This is a genomic window from Desulfuromonas svalbardensis (genome assembly GCF_055389415.1).
In genome coordinates, this window is record NZ_AP042416.1 from 1,361,559 (window position 1) to 1,380,216 (window position 18,658).

Sequence of the window (18,658 nt, forward strand, 5' to 3'; positions counted from 1 at the left end):
ACAGAGTTAGGTGTGTGTTAAGAGGCTAATTGTTACAGCACCAGTTGTGCTAATAGGCCGCCGACACTAAAGGCAATGACCCAAGCACCGAGCCAGATGGTCATAGCTTCTTTGACGCCGCGCTCTTTGAACAGGATCATCAAGCTGGCGATGCAGGGGACAAACAGCGTAATAACCACCAGCGATACCACCACTTGCCACGGACTCAGCGCCAGTTCGGTGAGTCCGGCAGCGCCGAAGTCACGGCGGACCATGCCCATAACAAAGGCGGTGGAGGCCTCAGCAGGCAGGTGGAGCCAGTTGACAGTGAGTGGTGCGACCAGTTTTTGCCATAGGGCTAAACCACCACTTATTTGTAACGTTGAAACGCCGAGAGCACCGACGATGAACCAGACATAGGCTTCCTTCATGAAGAAGTAGGTACGAACGCTGGTTTTACGCAGGATATTGCCGAGTCGTGGCAGGCGCATCGGTGGTAGGTCAATCAGCAGAGCCGAACTGGTACCGGGGAGCACGTGGTTGAGCACGGTGCCGATCACCGCCAAGCAGACAAAGATCACCGCGGCATAAGCCAGACTGAGCTGAATGCCGACGGCGGCCAACATGCCGAAGATCACCCCGAGTTGAGCACTGCACGGAATGACGAAATTGAGAATCGCGGTGGCGATGGTACGTTCGCGGCTGGAGCCGAGTATGCGCGTGGTGATGGTGCCAAGTTGTACGCAACCAAAACCGAGGATCACTGGGATCACCGCCCGACCGTTAAGGCCAATGGTATTCAGCAGTCGGTCGACCAGCGTTGCCAGTCGTGGCAAATAACCGGAGTCTTCGAGGATCGATAGCGCGACATAAAATCCGAGCACCAACGGCAGCAACAGGCCGAGTAGGTAGGTGACGGTCATGGTCAACACGCCGAATTCGCCGATCAGAATCTGGCCGAGCACCGAACCCTCACTGACCCAACCACCAACCAAATCACGAATCCACGGTTCCCAGTATCCTTGCATCAGGGTCTCTTCGGTGAGGCCGACGATCTCGCCCGCCACCAAAACACCGATCAATTCGTAACAGCCCCACAATACGGCAAACAAAATGGGGATGCCGGTCAATGGCGATAGGCAACAGCGGCCAAGAAAATCACGGAATTGACGTTGCTCACCGGGACGTTTAACCGTCTCAGTCAAGATCTCATCGGCACGTTGACGTCGCCACAGGTAGCTTTGCTCGCGCTCGGCCAATGGCTCGACACCGTGGCGTTGGGCGACATTCCAGTCACCTTCAAGGACTAGCAGCGCTTCGGGGCGGGTATCAACGCGGCTAAGAAGTTGTACCACTTGCTCTTCAATCTTAGCGTTGGCGATACCGGGTCGCGCTAAATTAAGAGCCGCGTAAACCTCTTTAATTCCCTGTCCCTTGATGGCGGTGGTAGCAATCACAGGAACACCGAGTTGCTGTTCCAGAGCGTGGATATCGATCTCAATACCAGCGGCTTCCGCTTCGTCGCAAAAGTTCAATGCCACCACCATCGGGATCTGCATGTCGATCACCTGTAAGGTGAGGAACAGATCGCGCTCTAGGTGGGTGGCATCGATGATGTTGACCACCACATCGGCACCGAGGATGACATCGCGAGCAACACGCTCCTCATCGTTAAATGACGATACGCCGTAGACGCCGGGGGTGTCGAACAGGGCATCGTCGCCTATCTGGCTGCTCTGAATTTCGACGGTGGTGCCGGGGAAATTGGAGACATCAGCATAGATGCCACTCCAGGAACCGAAAAAGATTGATTTACCGACATTGGGGTTGCCGACCAAGACAATTTTTCGTTTGGCGGCTAGGTCATCAAAGATGGCGGCGCTGTGGGCTGTATTCATGGGTCGTTCTCCTGACTAGCGTTCGACGTGGACTTGGTTAGCAAGGGTGCGACCGAGGGCGATCTCCTGGCCGGCAAACTTCACCACCACAGGGCCAAAGGGCAAACGACAATGGCAGCGGATTTCGCTGCCAGTAGTGATGCCAAAACGGAGTAATTGAGTGCGTAAATTTTCATCGGGGATATGGCTGATTCGGGCTTTTTGGCCTTGGCTAAGATCGCTGAGACTCATATGGTTTGTACTCCTAGACTGTGAATGATTACGATTTTGATAATCGGTTTCATTAAGCTAGAGAAGTGCGCTGCCTGTGTCAACAAGAAAATGAAAGTCTTTATCAACTTGATGGCTATCTGTTCAATTTAAAAGGATTATTTTTGGTGTTTTTTGTCTGCGGAAGTGCTGGTTCTGCTAGGTTTTTCACGACGAGGAAGAGATGCTGAGACTGTTATGGTTGATTTAAATTGGTCTGAAATGGGACAAATTTATTCATCAAACGCAACAAAGCCGATTCGGGGAGGCATCCGAATCGGCTTTGTTTATTTTATAACTAAGAAGAAAGGAGGTTTATCAAGTCTCGCCTGCCACAACAAGCCTTGATGGATGTTACTCTAACAAAGCAACTCACCTTCGGCCACAGTTAGACGCGTAAAAGATCGGCTAATGATCCACGTAATGATGCTGTGTAGATGCACAGTGTGGAATGTGCCCCGAAACAGCTTGTTGCGTTGCGATAGCAAATAGAGGGCCTGTCGTCTGCGTTAGCAATGTTCATTTTGAATTATTGGTTGATGATTGCTACAGGGGGATTCTGTTACACTCATCGTCGGTGACGATGGTGTCTTTATTTAAGGGGACTGAACTCTTTAACGATAACGATAACGGTGAAGTTATGCAGATTATAGCGATCGATAACATACAGGGCGATATGGCTATGCGGGCGAAAGAACTTGCCGCTGTTCTGGGTGTTACCCCTTACGAAGCACGCGCTCGGGTTAATATTCCCAGTGGTGGCCCAGCCGTAGTGGCCAGTTTTGCCAATGATGATCTCGCTGCTAATTGTGCGAAAGACTTGAGTACTGCGGGCTTTGATACTCTTTGCCTTGATTCAATTGAGCTGGAAAATGATCAGAATCGGTTTATTGTTCAGCGCTTGAATTTTTCTGATGAAGGGTTGATTCTGTCGGATCAGAATGGAAAACTACTCACGCTGAATTACTCAAGTATCGTGTTGTTGCTGCGCGGCGCGGGAATTATCAATACCGTTCAATGTGAGACCATCACCACGAAAAAATTCGCTGTCGGTCGGGCACTAGCTACTGGTGGCTTAATGATGCGTAAGAAAGTTACCAGTACTAGCCAGAGTGTCGATTCTGAGCGCCAACCTTTTTGCCATCTCTATGTTCAAGATTTACCCGCCATGGTACTGCGTCAGGATATGCTCGACTATACGGCCCTTGGTTCCGAATGCAAATTGAGTCGCGGCGAAAACTTCAATTGGATTTGCGCCGAGTTGCGGCGCTTATGTAATTCGGCATGTTGGGATGATCGCCTGCAAACTCGGCCTGGGTTGGCTCAGTTGTTGGGGCCAGTATTTGATCCGGAATGTGATCTTGATCTGGCAATATCTGTTGTCGTTAAGAGTTGCTTGAAATAAGTGAATTATTTTCCTGCTTTGAAATGTGGTCACCGGCCACAGGCAATATTGTCCTGTTAGTTTCCTCATGAAATCAGCACGTTTTAAATCTTTATCTTATGGATCTATTCAGCTATAAATACCAAAAATGTACTTTTTTAAATTTGATGGTTAATAGGAGCGCACATGAGTCAAAATCAAATTGGTTTCAACGAAACAAAACAACTACTAAGCAGCTATCATATCTCTGTGCCGGGAGAAATGGCGCAAAGCGTTGAAGAGGTCCTCGCAACAGCAGAAAAAATAGGTTTCCCTGTTGTCATGAAAGGGATCTCTTCTCAAATTATCCACAAGAGCGATGTTGGTTGCGTTTTTTTAAACCTTCAAGACTCAGAAGCAATAAAAAAGGCTTATGGACAGCTATTGTTTAACGTTCAAAAAGTTGGAGTCGTAAAGCTGGATGGTGTTCTCGTGCAGCCGATGGCTAAAAACGGTCTGGAAGTACTCGTTGGCGCCAAGCAAGATCCGGCTTTCGGACCAGTCGTTATGGTTGGCCTCGGCGGGAAAAATGTCGAATTGCTTGCTGATGTTGCCATTGGTGTCGGAGTTTTAACCCGCGAAGATGTGCTGGATATGCTGTCCCAAACCAAGGCAGGTCAGATATTAGATGGCTACCGCGGCGACGTGTTCGACAAAGAATCGATCATCACTGTGGCCATGAATATTTCCCGTCTTATGGCCGAGCATCCTGAGATTCATGAACTCGACCTTAATCCCGTCATCGTTTATGAGAATGATGTCAGCATTGTCGATACACGGGTCATTCAGGGAGAACCCGTCTTCCGTCCTCAGCCAAGTGAGCATTTAGCTGAAAAACTTAAAAGTCTTCAGGCCATTTTCTCGCCCAAATCGGTGGCTATCGTCGGTGCATCGCGCCCCGGAACAATGGGTGGGATCATCTTGAAAAACTCAATGCGAATTGACAAGATTTTTCCGGTTCATCCGCGCTTGACAACCATTCAAGGGCTAACCTGCTATCCGTCACTGAGCGACCTTCCTGAAGTTCCAGACGTTGGTGTTTTTGCTATCAATGCGGAAGAAACAGTGCGCTGTTTCGAAGAGTTCTGCCAAATGGGAGGTAAAGGGGCGATTATTTTTAGCGACGGTTTTGCCGAGTCCGGAAGAACCGACCTTGAGGATCGCTTGGTCTCTCTGAGCAAAAAATACAATGTGGCCTATATCGGCCCCAACTGTATGGGGGTGATCGACAATTTCACCGGGCTTAATACCTTTTATATCCCCGCACAGCGAACCAGCGTCATTGAAGAAGCCAATGGCATCGGCATCATCTCCCAAAGTGGCGGCGTCAGCCTGGAATTAAAGGAGATGCTCAAGGCCGATGAAGTCAATCTGGGCCAATGCGTCTCATGCGGTAACGCCAGCAGTGTCAGCGTGACAAATATTCTTGCTCACATGGGTGACGATCCGCGGATAAAAATTATCGCCATTTATCTTGAAGGCATTGAAAACGGTTACGAATTCATGAATGTCGCCCGACAGGTCGCTGAAAAGAAGCCGATCCTTGTCGTCAAAGGAGGTTCTGGTGGCGGGGCTGCGGCAACGCTGTCGCATACTGCAACCTTGGCCGGAAGCCATGAAGCCTTTCGCGCAGCGTGTCGTCAAGCAGGTCTGTATCTTATCGAAGAGTTAACAGAAGATACAAAGATACTGGTTAACATTCTGTCTATTCTAACTACTCAGCCTCTAGCGCCTGGCAAGCGTGTTGGCATCGTTAGTGTTGGTGGTGGTTCTGGTATTTTATTAGCCGACCAAGTCACGTCCGTCGGGTTGCCGCTGGCAAGCTATGCCCCGCAAACACAAGAAAAATTGCGCGCACTGATTAGTGACAATATGGGCAGTGCAGACCACGTTGATAAAGAGCATATTTTACAGGGGATCGGTGGCAATCCCATCGACCTGTTCGGCAACTGCCGCGATGAGCGGTTAATCGATACGTTACGCATCATCGATGAAGACCCCAACACCGACATCATCCTCAGTGCCATCTACTTTCAGGTGCCGACCCTTACAGAATACCTGCCTGAAAAACTTGCCGATCTCCGTTCAGAATTGAAAAAACCACTGATCGTTTCACCACGGGGTTTTTCTGAATACATATCAAAGTGCCGCAAGTACTTGTACAGTAAAAAGTTCCATACCTATACTGTTCCCATGATGAAACCTATGGCGATTGCTCTTGATATTTGGGATAAGTACAAGATCTCTTTTTGTGATACCGATTCCGAATAAAACGAGTGGGTTTGTCTGCTGGTATATTGATTCTGCATAGAGTGTAAAAATGGGATAGCTCCGTCGGGGGCTGTCCCATTTTTTTGCGGTTAACTATCACCGTGTTTGTTAAGGGCGACTGTTTTGGTCCTGAAAAGTGGTGCCGACCACTGGCAAACACCTGCATGGCTAAGTTTTTTCATTCATCAAAACAATTTGGGTTCCACACCAAAAGTAGAAAACCAAACACTACTAAAATACTCTATACCATCATAACGAATTAAAACCGATTTGGAGGTCGAGAGGCCGACGAGCCGCCAATGTTGTGTAAGAGGAAAACGGATTCATTGTAGGTTGAGTGTGGCCCGCTTCAGGCGTGAACTTCAGGGCCATTTTTTGCTTACTTTTTTGGGGCCTTGCAAAAAAGGACGTCGGCTGCGAGATGAGACTCGCGAACTTGTTTTTTGGTTTTGAAGTTTGTGGGATTCGGTCAACATTAAGCAACTGCTAACAACAAAAATAGGGTGAAGTAATGCGGGGTACGCGGCCCCGCTCGCCGCCTTACTTTTAGTGTCATCCAAAAGTAAGCAAAACATGACCCACAATTGTCTTGCCCTTCGGGGTTCCTCACTTCAATCGCTACCACCGAGAAGCCCGTAAAAACTCGTTGCACTCAAACAGTTTACGGGCAAACGTTCTCGTTGACGCTCATTGCGTTCGGCTGCGGCAAATAGGGGAGAGTGGTGGAGATATGTCAATTTAAGACCTGACTCCAGACCCATTATGTCAGCAGCGTTGCGTTAGCTCTCGCTTTGAACCGTGATTTCACCCTTAATCATGTTCAACCTGTTGTTTTTTGATATAAGCCAAGCACGATTCAGCATCCATTGCCACCACTTGATCAATCATCATTAAATTGTGGGAAAGCTTAAAATCTTCAATGATTTTCCCGTCTCGACACTGTAACGCACTGGCATCGAGCTGCTGCTTTTCTCTGATTCTTACGATCATCTCTCGGCAATCTTCGCAATAACAGTACACTGGCTTGCCCAGTGCCGTTGCGTATCCAACTTCAAAAACGGTTCCTGAGTCGGGTTCAATTCCGCGAAAAGGGTTCAGGTTTGCCATGACAATATCAGCAGATTCTATCAGCTTGATATTGGCATCCCGGATAGCTCTGGCAACTTCATGGGGTGTCCCTTGGTTAGAGATCATGTTGTCGAGGGGAAATAGGCCAATAAAGCCATATTTCGAGGCGAGTATTTTTAGTTTTTCACCAACATCGATTGCATCTGGTTCGAAAACATCGGGGCCAGCGAGGTAAATCTTTTTCATAAGCATCTCTCCTTTGTCGGTGTTGCGTGCGTTATCAATGATTACGTATTGGTGTCGTCTTGATAATACGGTGACTCTTTTCGCCTGATCGCTTTCTTTCTCCTAAATTTCTCTGTCTGTTTCTTCACGGGTGGCAAAGGTGATTGCCGTTGACGGTAAGCACACTCCTCTGGTAGCCAAGCCACCGTCGTTACGGTCTCTGGTGTGAGTTGTTGGCAGTTTTCGCCGACGGTAAATCTCTTGTTATAGACTTTACATTCATGACTATGGAGATCGAGATAGCGGCACGGGATTGGTGTGCTGATGACGAGCCCTCTATGGTCGCGCATTTTTTCAAAGCAGCATAAACCGCAGCGGTTGCAGATGTTTTCCCACTCTTGTTGATTGAGCGATTCTGCTGTTGTTGATTTGGTGGTGTCATCTCGCTTGTTCATTGAGGGTTGCTTTCTGAGGGTGTTTTTCTTGCTCTGAAAAGTGGTCACCGACCACTGGCAAACGACTACATAGATTGAGTTTTCGTAATTCCTATTAATTTAGGTACCACCCTAAAAGTAGAAAATCAAACTCTACTAAAATAATCGACACCATCATAACGAATTAAAACCGATTTGGAGGTCGAGTTGCCGACGAGTTGCCGATGTATTGTAAGAGGGAAGGGGACTCATTGTAGGTAAAGTGCGGCCCGCGACCTTGGTTATTGGTTTGTGTGATTGTGGGTCGTGATCAATATTCGGCTGCGGTAATAACATTCATTGGCTGAAGTAGTGCGGGGTACGCGGCCCCGCCCGCCGCCTTACTTTTAGTGTCATCCAAAAGTAAGCAAAACATGACCCGCAATTGTCTTGCCCTACGGGTTCCCTCACTTCAATCGCTTACAACGAGAATCCGCTAAAACTCACTTCGTTCAAACAGTTAGCGGAAAACCTTCTCGTTGACGCTCATTGCGTTCGGCTGCGGCAAATGGGGGAGTTTGTCCACTGTGTCAGCAGCGTCCCCTCGGGGTTTCCCTATTAATTTAGGTACCACCCTAAAAGTAGAAAATCAAACTCTACTAAAATAATCGACACCATCATAACGAATTAAAACCGATTTGGAGGTCGAGAGGCCGACGAGCCGCCAATGTGTTGTAAGAGGGAAGGTGAAACATTGTAGGGTGAGTGCGGCCCGCTGGAGGCGTGAACTTCAAGGCCATTTTTTGCTTACTTTTTTTTGGCATGGAGGGTATTGAAGTTAACGGATCGTCACGAGAAGAAGGGTGGGTGAGTCCAGATTTTCGAAAATTCGAGAGCGAATAGCAGGGCTATTTGTTGAGGATTGTCGGAAATATGGGCCATTCAGTCTTTTTCGCAGTAGATTCGGTAACTGCAATAGCCTCCACACTAAAAAAGTACGTCGGCTGCGAGACGAGACTCGCGAACTTGTTTATTGGTTTGTGTGGTTGTGGGTCGTGATCAATCTTCGGCTGCGGCAAATGGGGGGCACTGTGTCAACAACGGCCCCTCGGGGTTCTGGGGTTCGTTCAATGGCTTCATATATTGAGAAGTTTAGGTATTTTGAATGTTTATTGTGTGCCGTAGTTTTATTAAATTAAATTATCGATCTTGACTTTGGCCGAATATAGATATAATTTTAATAGTTGGTCCCGGTTGTCGTGAATGCACTGGATAGAGTATTCATTAACGTCAACGACCCCTTCCATAACACATATCTATTCTTGTAGTCCTTCAGGTTACATCTTAGGTTTTTCTCGCATTCGCGAAGAAAACCCGTCTACACACCTACACTTTTGCTGTTTAGTTCTTACCGCGGGTTCTTTTTAGTTCTTGCGTAAAAGACCCACGTTACCCATTTTGACACGTCTGCTCTAAGCGCAGGCTCTTTGTCGTGCTTGCGCACCGAAACAGACAAGGACCGCGTGCTGGGCCAGACTTCTATCAATGTTTTCGTTTATTTACTTTCTCTATCACTAGCTTACTGGAGTTTTATGCACAGAAACCTTTCAAATGATGGTACCTCGGTTAAAACTGCCTTGTTGTTGGCAGCTGGCATGGGGAGTCGACTCTCTCCATTGACAGATTCAGCCCCGAAATGTTTGGTTGAAGTTAACAGAATCCCTATCCTTGAAAGGTTGATGCGCTCCTTGCACAGTCATGGTTTTACGCGTCTGTTTGTGGTCACTGGCCACCTATCTGAAGTGATTGAAGCTTACCTTGGTAGCTGTTATTCGGGGATTGAAATCACCTATATTGATAGCCCACGCTATAAAACCACCAACAACATCTACTCCTTGTGGTTGGCCGGCAAAGAGATCGATGAGCCTTTTCTGTTGATTGAAAGCGATCTGGTTTTTCAACCGGAACTCCTCACGCCGATGCTACAGCCTGATCGGATTGCTGTTTCTAAAATGCTCCCTTGGATGAACGGTACCACGGTGACACTTAATGGTTCCAAGCAGCTGGAAGCGATGTGCCTAGGAGCAAAAAGCCGCAATGATGCCAGTCACTATAAAACAGTGAATATCTATAACTTTTCCCGCAAGACTTGGAAATTGATTCAAGAACGTCTGGATCAATATATTTCTGCCGGAAAAGTGAACGGTTACTATGAAGAAGTTTTCGCCGAAATGGTCGCTGAAGGGACTATCTCCTTTGCTCCGGTCTTCTTTGATGCCGCCCGTTGGTACGAGATTGATACTTTAGAGGATCTCAGTGCGGCAGAGAAAATGTTTCCAGAGCCCTCCCGGATCAAGACTGTTTTGGATGAGAAATTGCTACCCCTGCGCGAAGCGATCAGCAGCCGTGCTAAGAACGCGTTGAGCATTGGTAGTGTCCCGCTTGTGGCAGAAGCAGTTATCCCGTTACCTCTTCCATTACCACTGGTGACCCCGAGTTAAGCCAACCTTTTCGAGAGTGAGCCTGGGTATGGTTACGCAGTAGAATGACTTGGTGACCAGTCTTTTTGATCAATGCCACCTGTCGACTTAAGTTTTGATAGAAAGTGAAAATAAAATATGACACAGAAAAATACAACAGTTACCAAGGTAATAGACAAACAGCAACAATTTGATGAAATTGAACAGCTTCATGGCGGCTATTGGCGGCATGATTTTATCGATCACGCCTATCTCTATAATCTCTATTTCCCGCCTGAACGTTTCTTTCAGCAGTTGACCAGTCAAATTCATGAACTGGTGCTCAACTATCCGGTGGCTCAGAATGTATTGGCCGAGCTAGTGGGGACTTTGATTGCGCAACCAGCTGAACGGATTGTGGTCGGTAATGGCGCGGCTGAGCTAATCAAGATTGTCTCTGGGCATTTGGCCAAAAAGCTGATTGTTCCAGTACCATCGTTTAATGAATATGCGAATGCTGCGCCGACTGAAAACGTCATTGAGTTCGCCCTCGAAGCTCCATCCTTCCAGCTGGACGTCGATAAATTTGCGGCAGCAGCGATCCGCAACAAGGCAGACGTGGCGGTCGTTGTGTCACCGAACAACCCGACCTCACTGCTGGTCCCTAAAGCCGATCTTTTACGCCTGCTCGACAAACTGGCTGCGCATAACTGTATGTTGATCGTCGATGAATCTTTCATTGATTTTGCTCAGGATCGTGATCAGGAAACTCTAGAAGGGGATATCGCCAATTATCCGAACCTTGCCATTTTCAAGAGTATGAGCAAGGCCTACGGTATTTGTGGGTTGCGCATCGGCTATATGTTGACGGCTAATGCGTTGTTTGCCGATCAGGTTCGTCAAGGGCTGCATATCTGGAACCTCAACGGCTTTGCCGAAACTTTTTTGGTGCATGCTCCAGAATATCAACAGGAGTTCCTTGCCAGTTGCGATCTGGTACGGGCCGATCGAGATCAATTTTATCAGGATCTCTCTGCCATCAACGGATTAACGGTCTATCGGCCGGATGCCAACTATATCTTCTGTCGTCTACCTGAGCACTCTGCTTCTGGTCCCGAAGTGGCCCGCAGGTTGTTTGTCGATCACAATATCTACATCAAACACTGTCAGGGCAAGACCATGCCAGAGTCCGACCGTTACATCCGTATTGCTAGCCGCACCCAGGCTGAAAATCTCCTTGTCGCGCAAGCGCTGAAGGCAATTGTTGCCGCGGAAACTTTGTCATGAGTGCATCAGCAAATAACTCGGAAGCACCGAAAGCCATACTTTGTTACGCAAAAGACCTGCCGAACCTCTGTTCGTTGGTCGGGCTGCTGTGCGCAGTACTCGCAATCTATTATGCTTTCCTAGGCAATTTTCCAGCGGCGATGATTGGCTTGATTTGGGCGGTTTTTTTCGACTGGAGCGATGGCATTATTGCTCGGCGGATGAAAGGGCGAACTAAAGAGCAGGGAGAGTATGGCGGCCAGCTCGACTCGCTGATTGACATCGTCAGCTTCGGAATTTGTCCAGCTGTTGTCCTGCTAAGCTATGGTCATTTCAGCCCATGGTACATCCCCGGAGCCTTTATCATTGTCGCCATCGGCGTGATCCGGCTGAGCTATTTTAATGTTTTTGGTCTGGTGGATAAATCGACCTATTGGGGGTTAGCCCTCGACAATAATGTCATTATTCTGGTCTTTTTGTTCCTCTTCGAGGAGCTGTTCAGTCCTGCGGTATTTGGCCCTGTTATCTACGTGATACTGATGGCTCTCGCTGCTCTCAACGTCGCTTCGATCAAGACCCCTAAATTTGCTGGTCGCTGGTATTACGCTGTTACCGGCTACACGGTACTGTTGACGCTGGTTTATGGCTGGAAAATGCTTTGATCTGTAGTGCTATTCAATCTAGTTTTATTGTTAACTGGAGTCCTGATTGTTCTATGTTTAATCAATAAGAATTACGGTTTTCGGTAACTACGATGAGCTGGTTGGTAATCATCTCATTTGTAACCGCAATCGAAAGTTGAGCGCCGCATACAATCAAAATATTCTACACCATCATAGCGAATTAAAACCGATTTGGAGGTCGAGAGGCCGATGAGCCGCCAATGTTATGTAAGAGGGAAACGGACTCATTGTAGGTAGGGTGTGGCCCGCTGCAGGCGTGAACTTTAAGGCCATTTTTTGCTTACTTTTTTTTGGCCAGTGAAAAAAGTACGTCGGTTGCGAGACGAGACTCGCGAACTTGGTTTTTTGGTTTTAAGAGGGTGGTCGTGATCAACATTGAACGGCTGATAATAACCATCGTTGGCTGAAGTAAACCGGGGTTGCGCCCCCGGTCGTCGCCCTACTTTTAGCGTCATCCAAAAGTAGGCAAAACATGACCCGCAATTGTCTTGCCCTTCGGGTTCCCTCACTTCAATCGCGCCCGCCGAGAAACCCGTAAAAACTCGCTGCGCTCAGACAGTTTACGGGTATCATTCTCGTTGGCGCTCATTGCGTTCGGCTGCGGCAAATGGGGGCGTTTGGTGCTGAATTGGTCAGCTTAAAGAGATATGAACCCGTTTGCCAAGCACTGCAGCAGCCTTTGCTATCGTCTTAATCGTAACGCCGAGATTTTCTGGGTCAAGTAAACGCTCAAGAGATGGCCTGCTTGTTTGCATTTTTGCAGCCATAGCTGATTTAGAAATCGATTCGGCTTTCATCCGTTCAGCAATTTGAAAAGCAACAATGCGTTTTACCGCGACAAGCTCAACTTCAGGAAGAATCCCTTCCTCTTCTAAAAAATCATCAAAATCACTGCCGATATGCTTATTTTTTTTGTCTGTCATAATATCCTCACAGTTTTGCCATGCGCTGTTTGGCTAAGGCAATGTCGTCCTTCGGTGTCTTTTGCGTCTTTTTTATAAAACCGTGCAAAAGAACTATGTTTCCAGCCTTTGTACAAAAAATCACTCTGGCAATTCGGTTGTTGAGAGTTGTGCGAACCTCCCATAGTCCATCCTTGAGGTTTCTAACTAGTGGCATCCCTAACGGCCAACCCCATTGAACGGTCTTGATGTCTTCACCGAGTAACTTCCTATCCAGTTGGTCAAGCTCTTTTAACCATTCGCGAACGGGTTCTTTGCCGCTTGTTTGCCTGAAAAATTTAACCTTGAATGGTGTTTGATTCATGCTTTATTGTACCTTTTTTGGTGCTAGTGTCAATTGGTATGTTATTAAGAGGGGGGCGGCGTTGCTGGGTAGTTTTTCCACGCTTCGAAAAGTGGTCACCGACCACTGGCAAACACTTGCATTGCAAATGTTTTCGTAATCGCACTAAATTTAGGTTCCACACTAAAAGTTGAGCGCCGCATACATCCAAAATACTCTACACCGACATGACGAATTAAAACCGATTTGGAGGTCGAGAGGCCGACGAGCCGCCAATGCTATGTAAGAGGGCAATAACTTCATGGTAGGTAGAGTTTTGCCCGCTGCAGGCGTGAACTTCAAGGCCGTTTTTTGCTTACTTTTTTGAGGCCAGCCAAAAAAGGACGTCGGCTGCGGGACGAGACCCGCGAACTTGAACTTGGTTTGTGGGTCGTGATCAATATCCGGCTGCGGATAATAACTCTCGTTGGCTGAAGTAAACCGGGGTTGTGCCCCCGGGCGTCGCCCTACTTTTAGCGTCATCCAAAAGTAGGCAAAACATGACCCGCAATTGTCTTGCCCTTCGGGTTCCCTCACTCCAATCGCTTACAACGAGAATCCGCTAAAACTCACTTCGTTCAAACAGTTAGCGGAAACCTTCTCGTTGACGCTCATTGCGTTCGGCTGCGGCAAATGGGGGAGTTGTCCACTGTGTCAGCAGCGACTCCTCGGGGTTTCCAAATAGCAGTAATAGTATGTAAAAAATAGGGCTACATGTTTAACTTGCTGATTTTACGGAGAGGATTATTTTAGTTGACGTTGGTGATATAGAATATACCCTTGGTTTTGCTGAATATGTTTACTGGTGGGGGGGCAGTGGGTTGCGTAAAGCTAGGCCTGCTACTGTAAGCTTGTGTAGGATCATTTACACGTTTGATACTTATAAAGTCAACTACGCGACTACACCGGCCAGATTATACATGAGGTTAACTGGAAGTTTCTTCGAGCATTTTATTCATTATCGTTATAGGTATCATGCCTGCAAATCCGAGTAGAAAGAAAGCAGGACTCCACCATGCTGACCCGTTAAAAAATATCACGTAGACAGGAATTCCAAAGGCACCGCCTTGCATAAGTAATCCAATCGAACCGAAAAAGTATGCTATTAGCTTTCTCATGATTTCTACCCCTCAATATTCAGAATAAGCGGCGGTTTGACGACCTATAAGAACCACCAAACTATACAGCCCCCATTGCAGATGTCCCAACCGCCCACTTGATTACGTTGTTACTGAATGAATTTTTTTCTTTAGCAGCGTGACTTGAAAATTTGACAGAATGAATTGAGCATTTAATGTTAGTGCCGTCACGATTTGCTCGATTTTAATTGGTGTTTTTTCTTGTCGTTACTGCCAATTAACTACAAAGTTGAAGTAATTAGGGCTATAGCTATCTAAAGTTATTGAAAGTTTCAGCCTTTATCATTCTCTAGTAATTACTAACAACTAGATTGAACAAAATTTGCATGTGATAGTGTTTAAATCCGATCAGGTTATATCTTTACACCCAAAAACTACAAATACTCATCAATACGGTAAGCCTGAGAAGTATCGGATAACTAAGTCGTTGACACTTACGAATTATTGTCAAATTAGGACATTGGCTTATCGCAATCGGGGCAAAAATCATCTGTAAAATCACCACGACTACAGACCATTGAACATTCTGGACATTTAAGAAGTGTCTCTTTTGGAAGGTTCGTAACAGTTTGAACTTCTGGTTTAAATTTAACTTTGTATTCAACTTTATTTAGCCAGAAAATCATAAATCCCAAAATGCTGAAAGCACCTAAAGACGAAAACAAGGGTGGTACACCAAATTGAGAAAGTAATTTAGATAGTCTTGGGATAAAAGAAAGAAAGCTAAAGAAAAATATAACTATAAATACCCTAATAGTACCTCCTTAAAGAAAACTCGATAAATTTTCTTTAAATTGCTGGTGTTCTTAATACATATGTTCACTGTCATATAGTTTTTCAAAGAAAACTAGGGACACTCCCCGTATTAAATTTCTTAATCGCTATTGATACCGCAAAAGATCGGGACAGCCCCCGACGGAGCTGGGGACAGTCCCATTTTTGCTAACATTGCCGAAACAATAGCCAAGTTTACTCAACCCGCCCCCCATCACTCCCAACCCCACTAAACTCGCCCCGAGGCTCCTCAGCATCCGCAAACCGAAACACATTCCGATCCACACAACGAGTCAAAGTAATATCCACATAAGTCGTCTGATTCGCTACCACCACATCAGCCATCGATACCCCATCAGATCGAAACTCAGCCATACAGTAATAAGCAAAACCACTCTCAGGCTGGGCTGACACGCGAATACCAAACAAGCCATCTTTGATGTCATGCATGCGATCGACATTGATGTAATAAACGAGGTTAGTGGTAGAGCTGTTCATCTGCCGATCGATGAAAAAACCTTTGGGCAGATCGCAGGGTTGGTAGTCCTTACCACCGAGGAGGAGGATGTCGTAATCATCACAAGAGAGGTGATTGCCTTGATCGTCATGGATATGAAAAATAAGCATGGCGTAGCGTTCGGTGCCGCGCATGGCGCGAGCACGTTGTTGCTCGTTTTCGGTAAGTTCAGTTAACTCGTGGCCGCGCTGCAAATAGTCGGCTTCGTTGTCAACCTGTAAGCATTTAACAATATCGGCCACCACGGGTTGAGACTCCCCTTTGGCGGCGGTAATGCTTTTCATAATCCCTATTTTGTCACCGGAATGGCTGTAGTGGTGATACACGCCAAGGGGCACACTGGGGGCGATTTGTACGTGGTTGTCATCGTCATAAACAAGGCGGGTGGTTGCCGGATCTTGGCGAACAACCTCATTGGTTTGCTCTAGGGAAAAAAAGCGGTAGTTCATGTTGGCACCGGCGACCCGAACTACACCATCACTACCCGGCTCAACTAAGTAACTGTTGATGAAGTCGTATAACTCTCTGTCGATCCCTTGACCCGTGAGAACGAACGGATAGATGTTGTTGGCACTATACTGGTAGTCAAGCCCGTTGCGGTTGAGTTTGCGCTGACCGAGGCTACCGAGGGATAACCAATCGAGCACTCGTTGCCCTGCTTCCACCCCTTTGAGCCATGAGGTAATACGGGTGACCCGTTTTTTGCCCAGTACCGCCAGTGCCGAGCCATGGTTGGCAGGTGCCAGCATGACGAGGTGTTTAAGGGGTAATTTATCGAGATTGTCAGAACCGTAAAATTCCTCGATCCAATGGCGAACGACGGGGCCACCTGTCGAATGAGTGATGCAGGAGAATGGCTGGATTTGATCGTGATCGTCGTCAAGGTCGAGCAGGGCTTGGTTGAGGCCGCGAGCGATATCGTCGAGGTTGACTTCGTCGTTAAAGCTCACGTATTTGCCGAGCTGGATATGGTGGATGTCGAGTTGGAGAGGGCTGTTGGCTGTTGCAGTAACGAGGGCTTCAGGCAGTTGGCCGTAGGTCTCGGTGGTGGTAACGCTCCAGCCGTGAACGAAAATTAAGCGCACTAAGCACCTCCCAATAAAAACAAAACAATCATAAAAAACTAACAAAGAGATTTTTACTATCCGCGCCACGGTTAATGCTGTCAAGAGGATATGTTAATTTAAGGCGGCAAATAGTTTGTTTTGAATTGGTGAGGGGAGGGCGGTGCCGAAGAAATTAAAGACTATCGTGCGATGCAAAAAAAAGCCCGACTCAGTTTGAAATTGAGTCGGGCCTATTTGTTAAGCGTTAACGATTTGCTTTATGGCAAAACAAGCAGCGGTTGGGATCTGGATGGTCCTTAGGGAATTCCATCCCCTCTTGACCGTGGCAATCTTTGCAAAATTTTTCTGCCGCTTTTTTGCCATCTTTTTGAAACAGGATGTGAAATTCAGCGTGGGTGTCATCTGATGGCAGGTGAGGAGTTGTCTCGTCGGGCGCAGCCAGCAGAAACAAAACCACGGCAAGGCCAATGGCTAGGGTAATAATATCGCGTTTTGTCACAGGTCGTGTTTCCTTACTGGGGTCAATCGCCCCGCATAAATAGCATGTAGATGAAAAAAAACATAATGGCCGCGCCGCCGCCGAGGAATATGAAGATGCCGTCCGATGATTTACTGACATCGGTCCCTTGTGCACTGACGAGAGTGGTGAGGGTGATGAGTGCTACAAGGCTAATGGCGACGGTGAGTAGTAGTCTCCACTTCATAAACAGGCTTATGAGAACAAATAAAACTGCCCCGGCGATAAACCACGGGTTATGAAGCAGGTCGAGATCGTTGATATAACCAATGATCTGCTGTGTTTGAAGCGCTTGTGCCCAGTCTGTTGCCTCGTCCATAAACCGTATCCAATTCTGTTGATCGCGAACACCATTAAACCATGAGTGGTGCAATATGTGTGGGTAGCGAGTATACGAATGAAAAACATACCATTTTTCACTAAAAACACAAGGGTGAAATTGTGTGAAAACCTTGACTCATCGCGTGTTTATGCCTATTATCGCTAGTTTGTACTACGATGGTTGTTGTTGAGTGAAAGAGTAGTTTATTTAAGTCAGATTAGCATTGATCCCCAGTTTAACGTGATGGGGTTACTTTTATAGAAGAAGATTCCCGTGAACGAACATGCAATTGGTATTTTTGATTCAGGTGTTGGTGGCTTAACTGTGTTACAGCAGGTACGGCACTTGCTCCCCAGTGAAAACTTGGTTTATCTGGGTGATACGGCTCGGGTTCCTTATGGAACCAAAAGCCCTGATACCGTGAGAAAGTATGCCGTTGAAGCGGCGAATTTTTTGATCCAACAGCAGGTGAAGATGGTCGTGGTGGCGTGTAATACCGCCTCTTCGGTGGCTTTGGAGCTGTTGCAGCAACGCTTAGATGTCCCTGTCGTTGGGGTGATTGATCCCGGCGCGCAACGAGCGATGAGTTTAACCCAGTGTGATGTGGTTGGCGTTATTGGTACAGAAGGAACGGTAGCGAGTGATGCTTACCCGCAGGCTCTGCGAAATATTAAACCGAGCGTTGAGGTGGTTTCGGCTTCGTGTCCGTTGTTTGTGCCGTTAGCCGAGGAGGGCTGGGCTGAACATGAGGTGGCTCTGTTAGCTGCGCGCGAGTATTTAGCTCCGCTGTTGGCGAGCAAGATAGATACCTTGGTGCTCGGTTGTACCCATTATCCCTTATTGAAGCCAACATTGTCGCGGCTGTTACCCGATTCTATACGGATGGTGGACTCCGCAGAGGAAACCGCGCGAACGGTTGCTCATCTGTTAGCTGAGCGCGGCTGGTTAAATGATCAGACCCAAGGGGGATGGCAGTTTTATGTCACCGATGTGCCGCATCGGTTTATTCGTGTTGGTGAGGCTTTTCTCGGAACTGAACTGCCGAATGTTGAGCGAGTGACTTTGGATTTTGTTGACGATATAACGCCGTGAACCAGGAGGCTG

Annotated in this window: 16 protein-coding genes; 7 read left to right on the forward strand and 9 right to left on the reverse strand. The window is 47.3% G+C overall.

The window, feature by feature from the left end; genetic code table 11:
• Nucleotides 1–32: 32 nt before the first annotated feature.
• Nucleotides 33–1,817, reverse strand: coding sequence for a ferrous iron transport protein B (gene feoB, locus ACZ5KY_RS06070; RefSeq protein ID WP_464244640.1), 1,785 nt, complete (start codon nt 1,815–1,817; stop codon nt 33–35).
• On the opposite strand from feoB, the gene ACZ5KY_RS06075 reads away from it, so the two are divergent.
• Nucleotides 1,762–1,896, forward strand: coding sequence for a hypothetical protein (locus ACZ5KY_RS06075; protein WP_464244677.1), 135 nt, complete (start codon nt 1,762–1,764; stop codon nt 1,894–1,896). The two genes, feoB and ACZ5KY_RS06075, sit on opposite strands and share 56 nt — an antisense overlap.
• Here the strand turns inward: ACZ5KY_RS06075 and ACZ5KY_RS06080 are convergent.
• Nucleotides 1,893–2,108 (reverse strand): FeoA family protein, encoded by a 216-nt coding sequence (locus ACZ5KY_RS06080; RefSeq protein WP_464243007.1) that lies wholly within the window; start codon nt 2,106–2,108, stop codon nt 1,893–1,895. The two genes, ACZ5KY_RS06075 and ACZ5KY_RS06080, sit on opposite strands and share 4 nt — an antisense overlap.
• A 604-nt stretch (nt 2,109–2,712) precedes the next feature.
• On the opposite strand from ACZ5KY_RS06080, the gene ACZ5KY_RS06085 reads away from it, so the two are divergent.
• Nucleotides 2,713–3,531, forward strand: a complete 819-nt coding sequence (locus tag ACZ5KY_RS06085; protein WP_464243008.1) for a hypothetical protein — start codon at nt 2,713–2,715, stop codon at nt 3,529–3,531.
• A 165-nt stretch (nt 3,532–3,696) separates the two neighbouring features.
• Nucleotides 3,697–5,820, forward strand: a complete 2,124-nt coding sequence (locus tag ACZ5KY_RS06090; protein WP_464243009.1) for an acetate--CoA ligase family protein — start codon at nt 3,697–3,699, stop codon at nt 5,818–5,820.
• Nucleotides 5,821–6,630: 810 nt separating this feature from the next.
• Here the strand turns inward: ACZ5KY_RS06090 and ACZ5KY_RS06095 are convergent.
• Both ACZ5KY_RS06095 and ACZ5KY_RS06100 read right to left on the reverse strand, forming a co-directional pair.
• A complete protein-coding gene (locus tag ACZ5KY_RS06095) occupies nt 6,631–7,134 on the reverse strand; it encodes a nucleoside 2-deoxyribosyltransferase (RefSeq protein ID WP_464243010.1) in 504 nt (167 codons plus the stop codon).
• Between the two features lie 41 nt (nt 7,135–7,175).
• A complete protein-coding gene (locus ACZ5KY_RS06100; protein WP_464243011.1) occupies nt 7,176–7,568 on the reverse strand; it encodes a CxxCxxCC domain-containing protein in 393 nt (130 codons plus the stop codon).
• Between the two features lie 1,550 nt (nt 7,569–9,118).
• Here ACZ5KY_RS06100 and ACZ5KY_RS06105 point away from each other — a divergent pair.
• The 3 genes from ACZ5KY_RS06105 to ACZ5KY_RS06115 all read left to right on the forward strand — a co-directional run bounded on the left by ACZ5KY_RS06105 (nt 9,119) and on the right by ACZ5KY_RS06115 (nt 11,913).
• Nucleotides 9,119–10,027, forward strand: a complete 909-nt coding sequence (locus ACZ5KY_RS06105; protein WP_464243012.1) for a phosphocholine cytidylyltransferase family protein — start codon at nt 9,119–9,121, stop codon at nt 10,025–10,027.
• Between the two features lie 117 nt (nt 10,028–10,144).
• A complete protein-coding gene (locus ACZ5KY_RS06110) occupies nt 10,145–11,272 on the forward strand; it encodes a pyridoxal phosphate-dependent aminotransferase (protein ID WP_464243013.1) in 1,128 nt (375 codons plus the stop codon).
• Nucleotides 11,269–11,913: a CDP-alcohol phosphatidyltransferase family protein gene (locus ACZ5KY_RS06115; RefSeq protein WP_464243014.1), complete on the forward strand. Its 645-nt coding sequence runs from the start codon at nt 11,269–11,271 to the stop codon at nt 11,911–11,913. The genes ACZ5KY_RS06110 and ACZ5KY_RS06115 overlap by 4 nt, the downstream gene beginning before the upstream one ends.
• 653 nt (nt 11,914–12,566) lie before the next feature.
• Here ACZ5KY_RS06115 and ACZ5KY_RS06120 read toward each other — a convergent pair.
• From ACZ5KY_RS06120 to ACZ5KY_RS06140, 5 genes are all read right to left on the reverse strand, one after another.
• Nucleotides 12,567–12,857 (reverse strand): XRE family transcriptional regulator, encoded by a 291-nt coding sequence (locus ACZ5KY_RS06120; protein ID WP_464243015.1) that lies wholly within the window; start codon nt 12,855–12,857, stop codon nt 12,567–12,569.
• A 7-nt stretch (nt 12,858–12,864) separates the two neighbouring features.
• Nucleotides 12,865–13,200, reverse strand: coding sequence for a type II toxin-antitoxin system RelE/ParE family toxin (locus ACZ5KY_RS06125; protein ID WP_464243016.1), 336 nt, complete (start codon nt 13,198–13,200; stop codon nt 12,865–12,867).
• A 2,126-nt stretch (nt 13,201–15,326) separates the two neighbouring features.
• On the reverse strand, nt 15,327–16,733 hold the full coding sequence (locus ACZ5KY_RS06130; protein ID WP_464243017.1) for a lipase family protein: 1,407 nt from the start codon (nt 16,731–16,733) through the stop codon (nt 15,327–15,329).
• A gap of 226 nt (nt 16,734–16,959) precedes the next feature.
• Nucleotides 16,960–17,214 carry a cytochrome c gene (locus ACZ5KY_RS06135; protein ID WP_464243018.1) on the reverse strand — a complete coding sequence of 85 codons (255 nt, stop codon included), beginning with the start codon at nt 17,212–17,214 and terminating at the stop codon, nt 16,960–16,962.
• 22 nt (nt 17,215–17,236) lie between these two features.
• Nucleotides 17,237–17,551 carry a hypothetical protein gene (locus tag ACZ5KY_RS06140; RefSeq protein WP_464243019.1) on the reverse strand — a complete coding sequence of 105 codons (315 nt, stop codon included), beginning with the start codon at nt 17,549–17,551 and terminating at the stop codon, nt 17,237–17,239.
• A 276-nt stretch (nt 17,552–17,827) separates the two neighbouring features.
• Between ACZ5KY_RS06140 and murI the strand changes: the two genes are divergently transcribed.
• Nucleotides 17,828–18,646, forward strand: coding sequence for a glutamate racemase (gene murI, locus ACZ5KY_RS06145; protein ID WP_464243020.1), 819 nt, complete (start codon nt 17,828–17,830; stop codon nt 18,644–18,646).
• Nucleotides 18,647–18,658 lie beyond the last annotated feature (12 nt).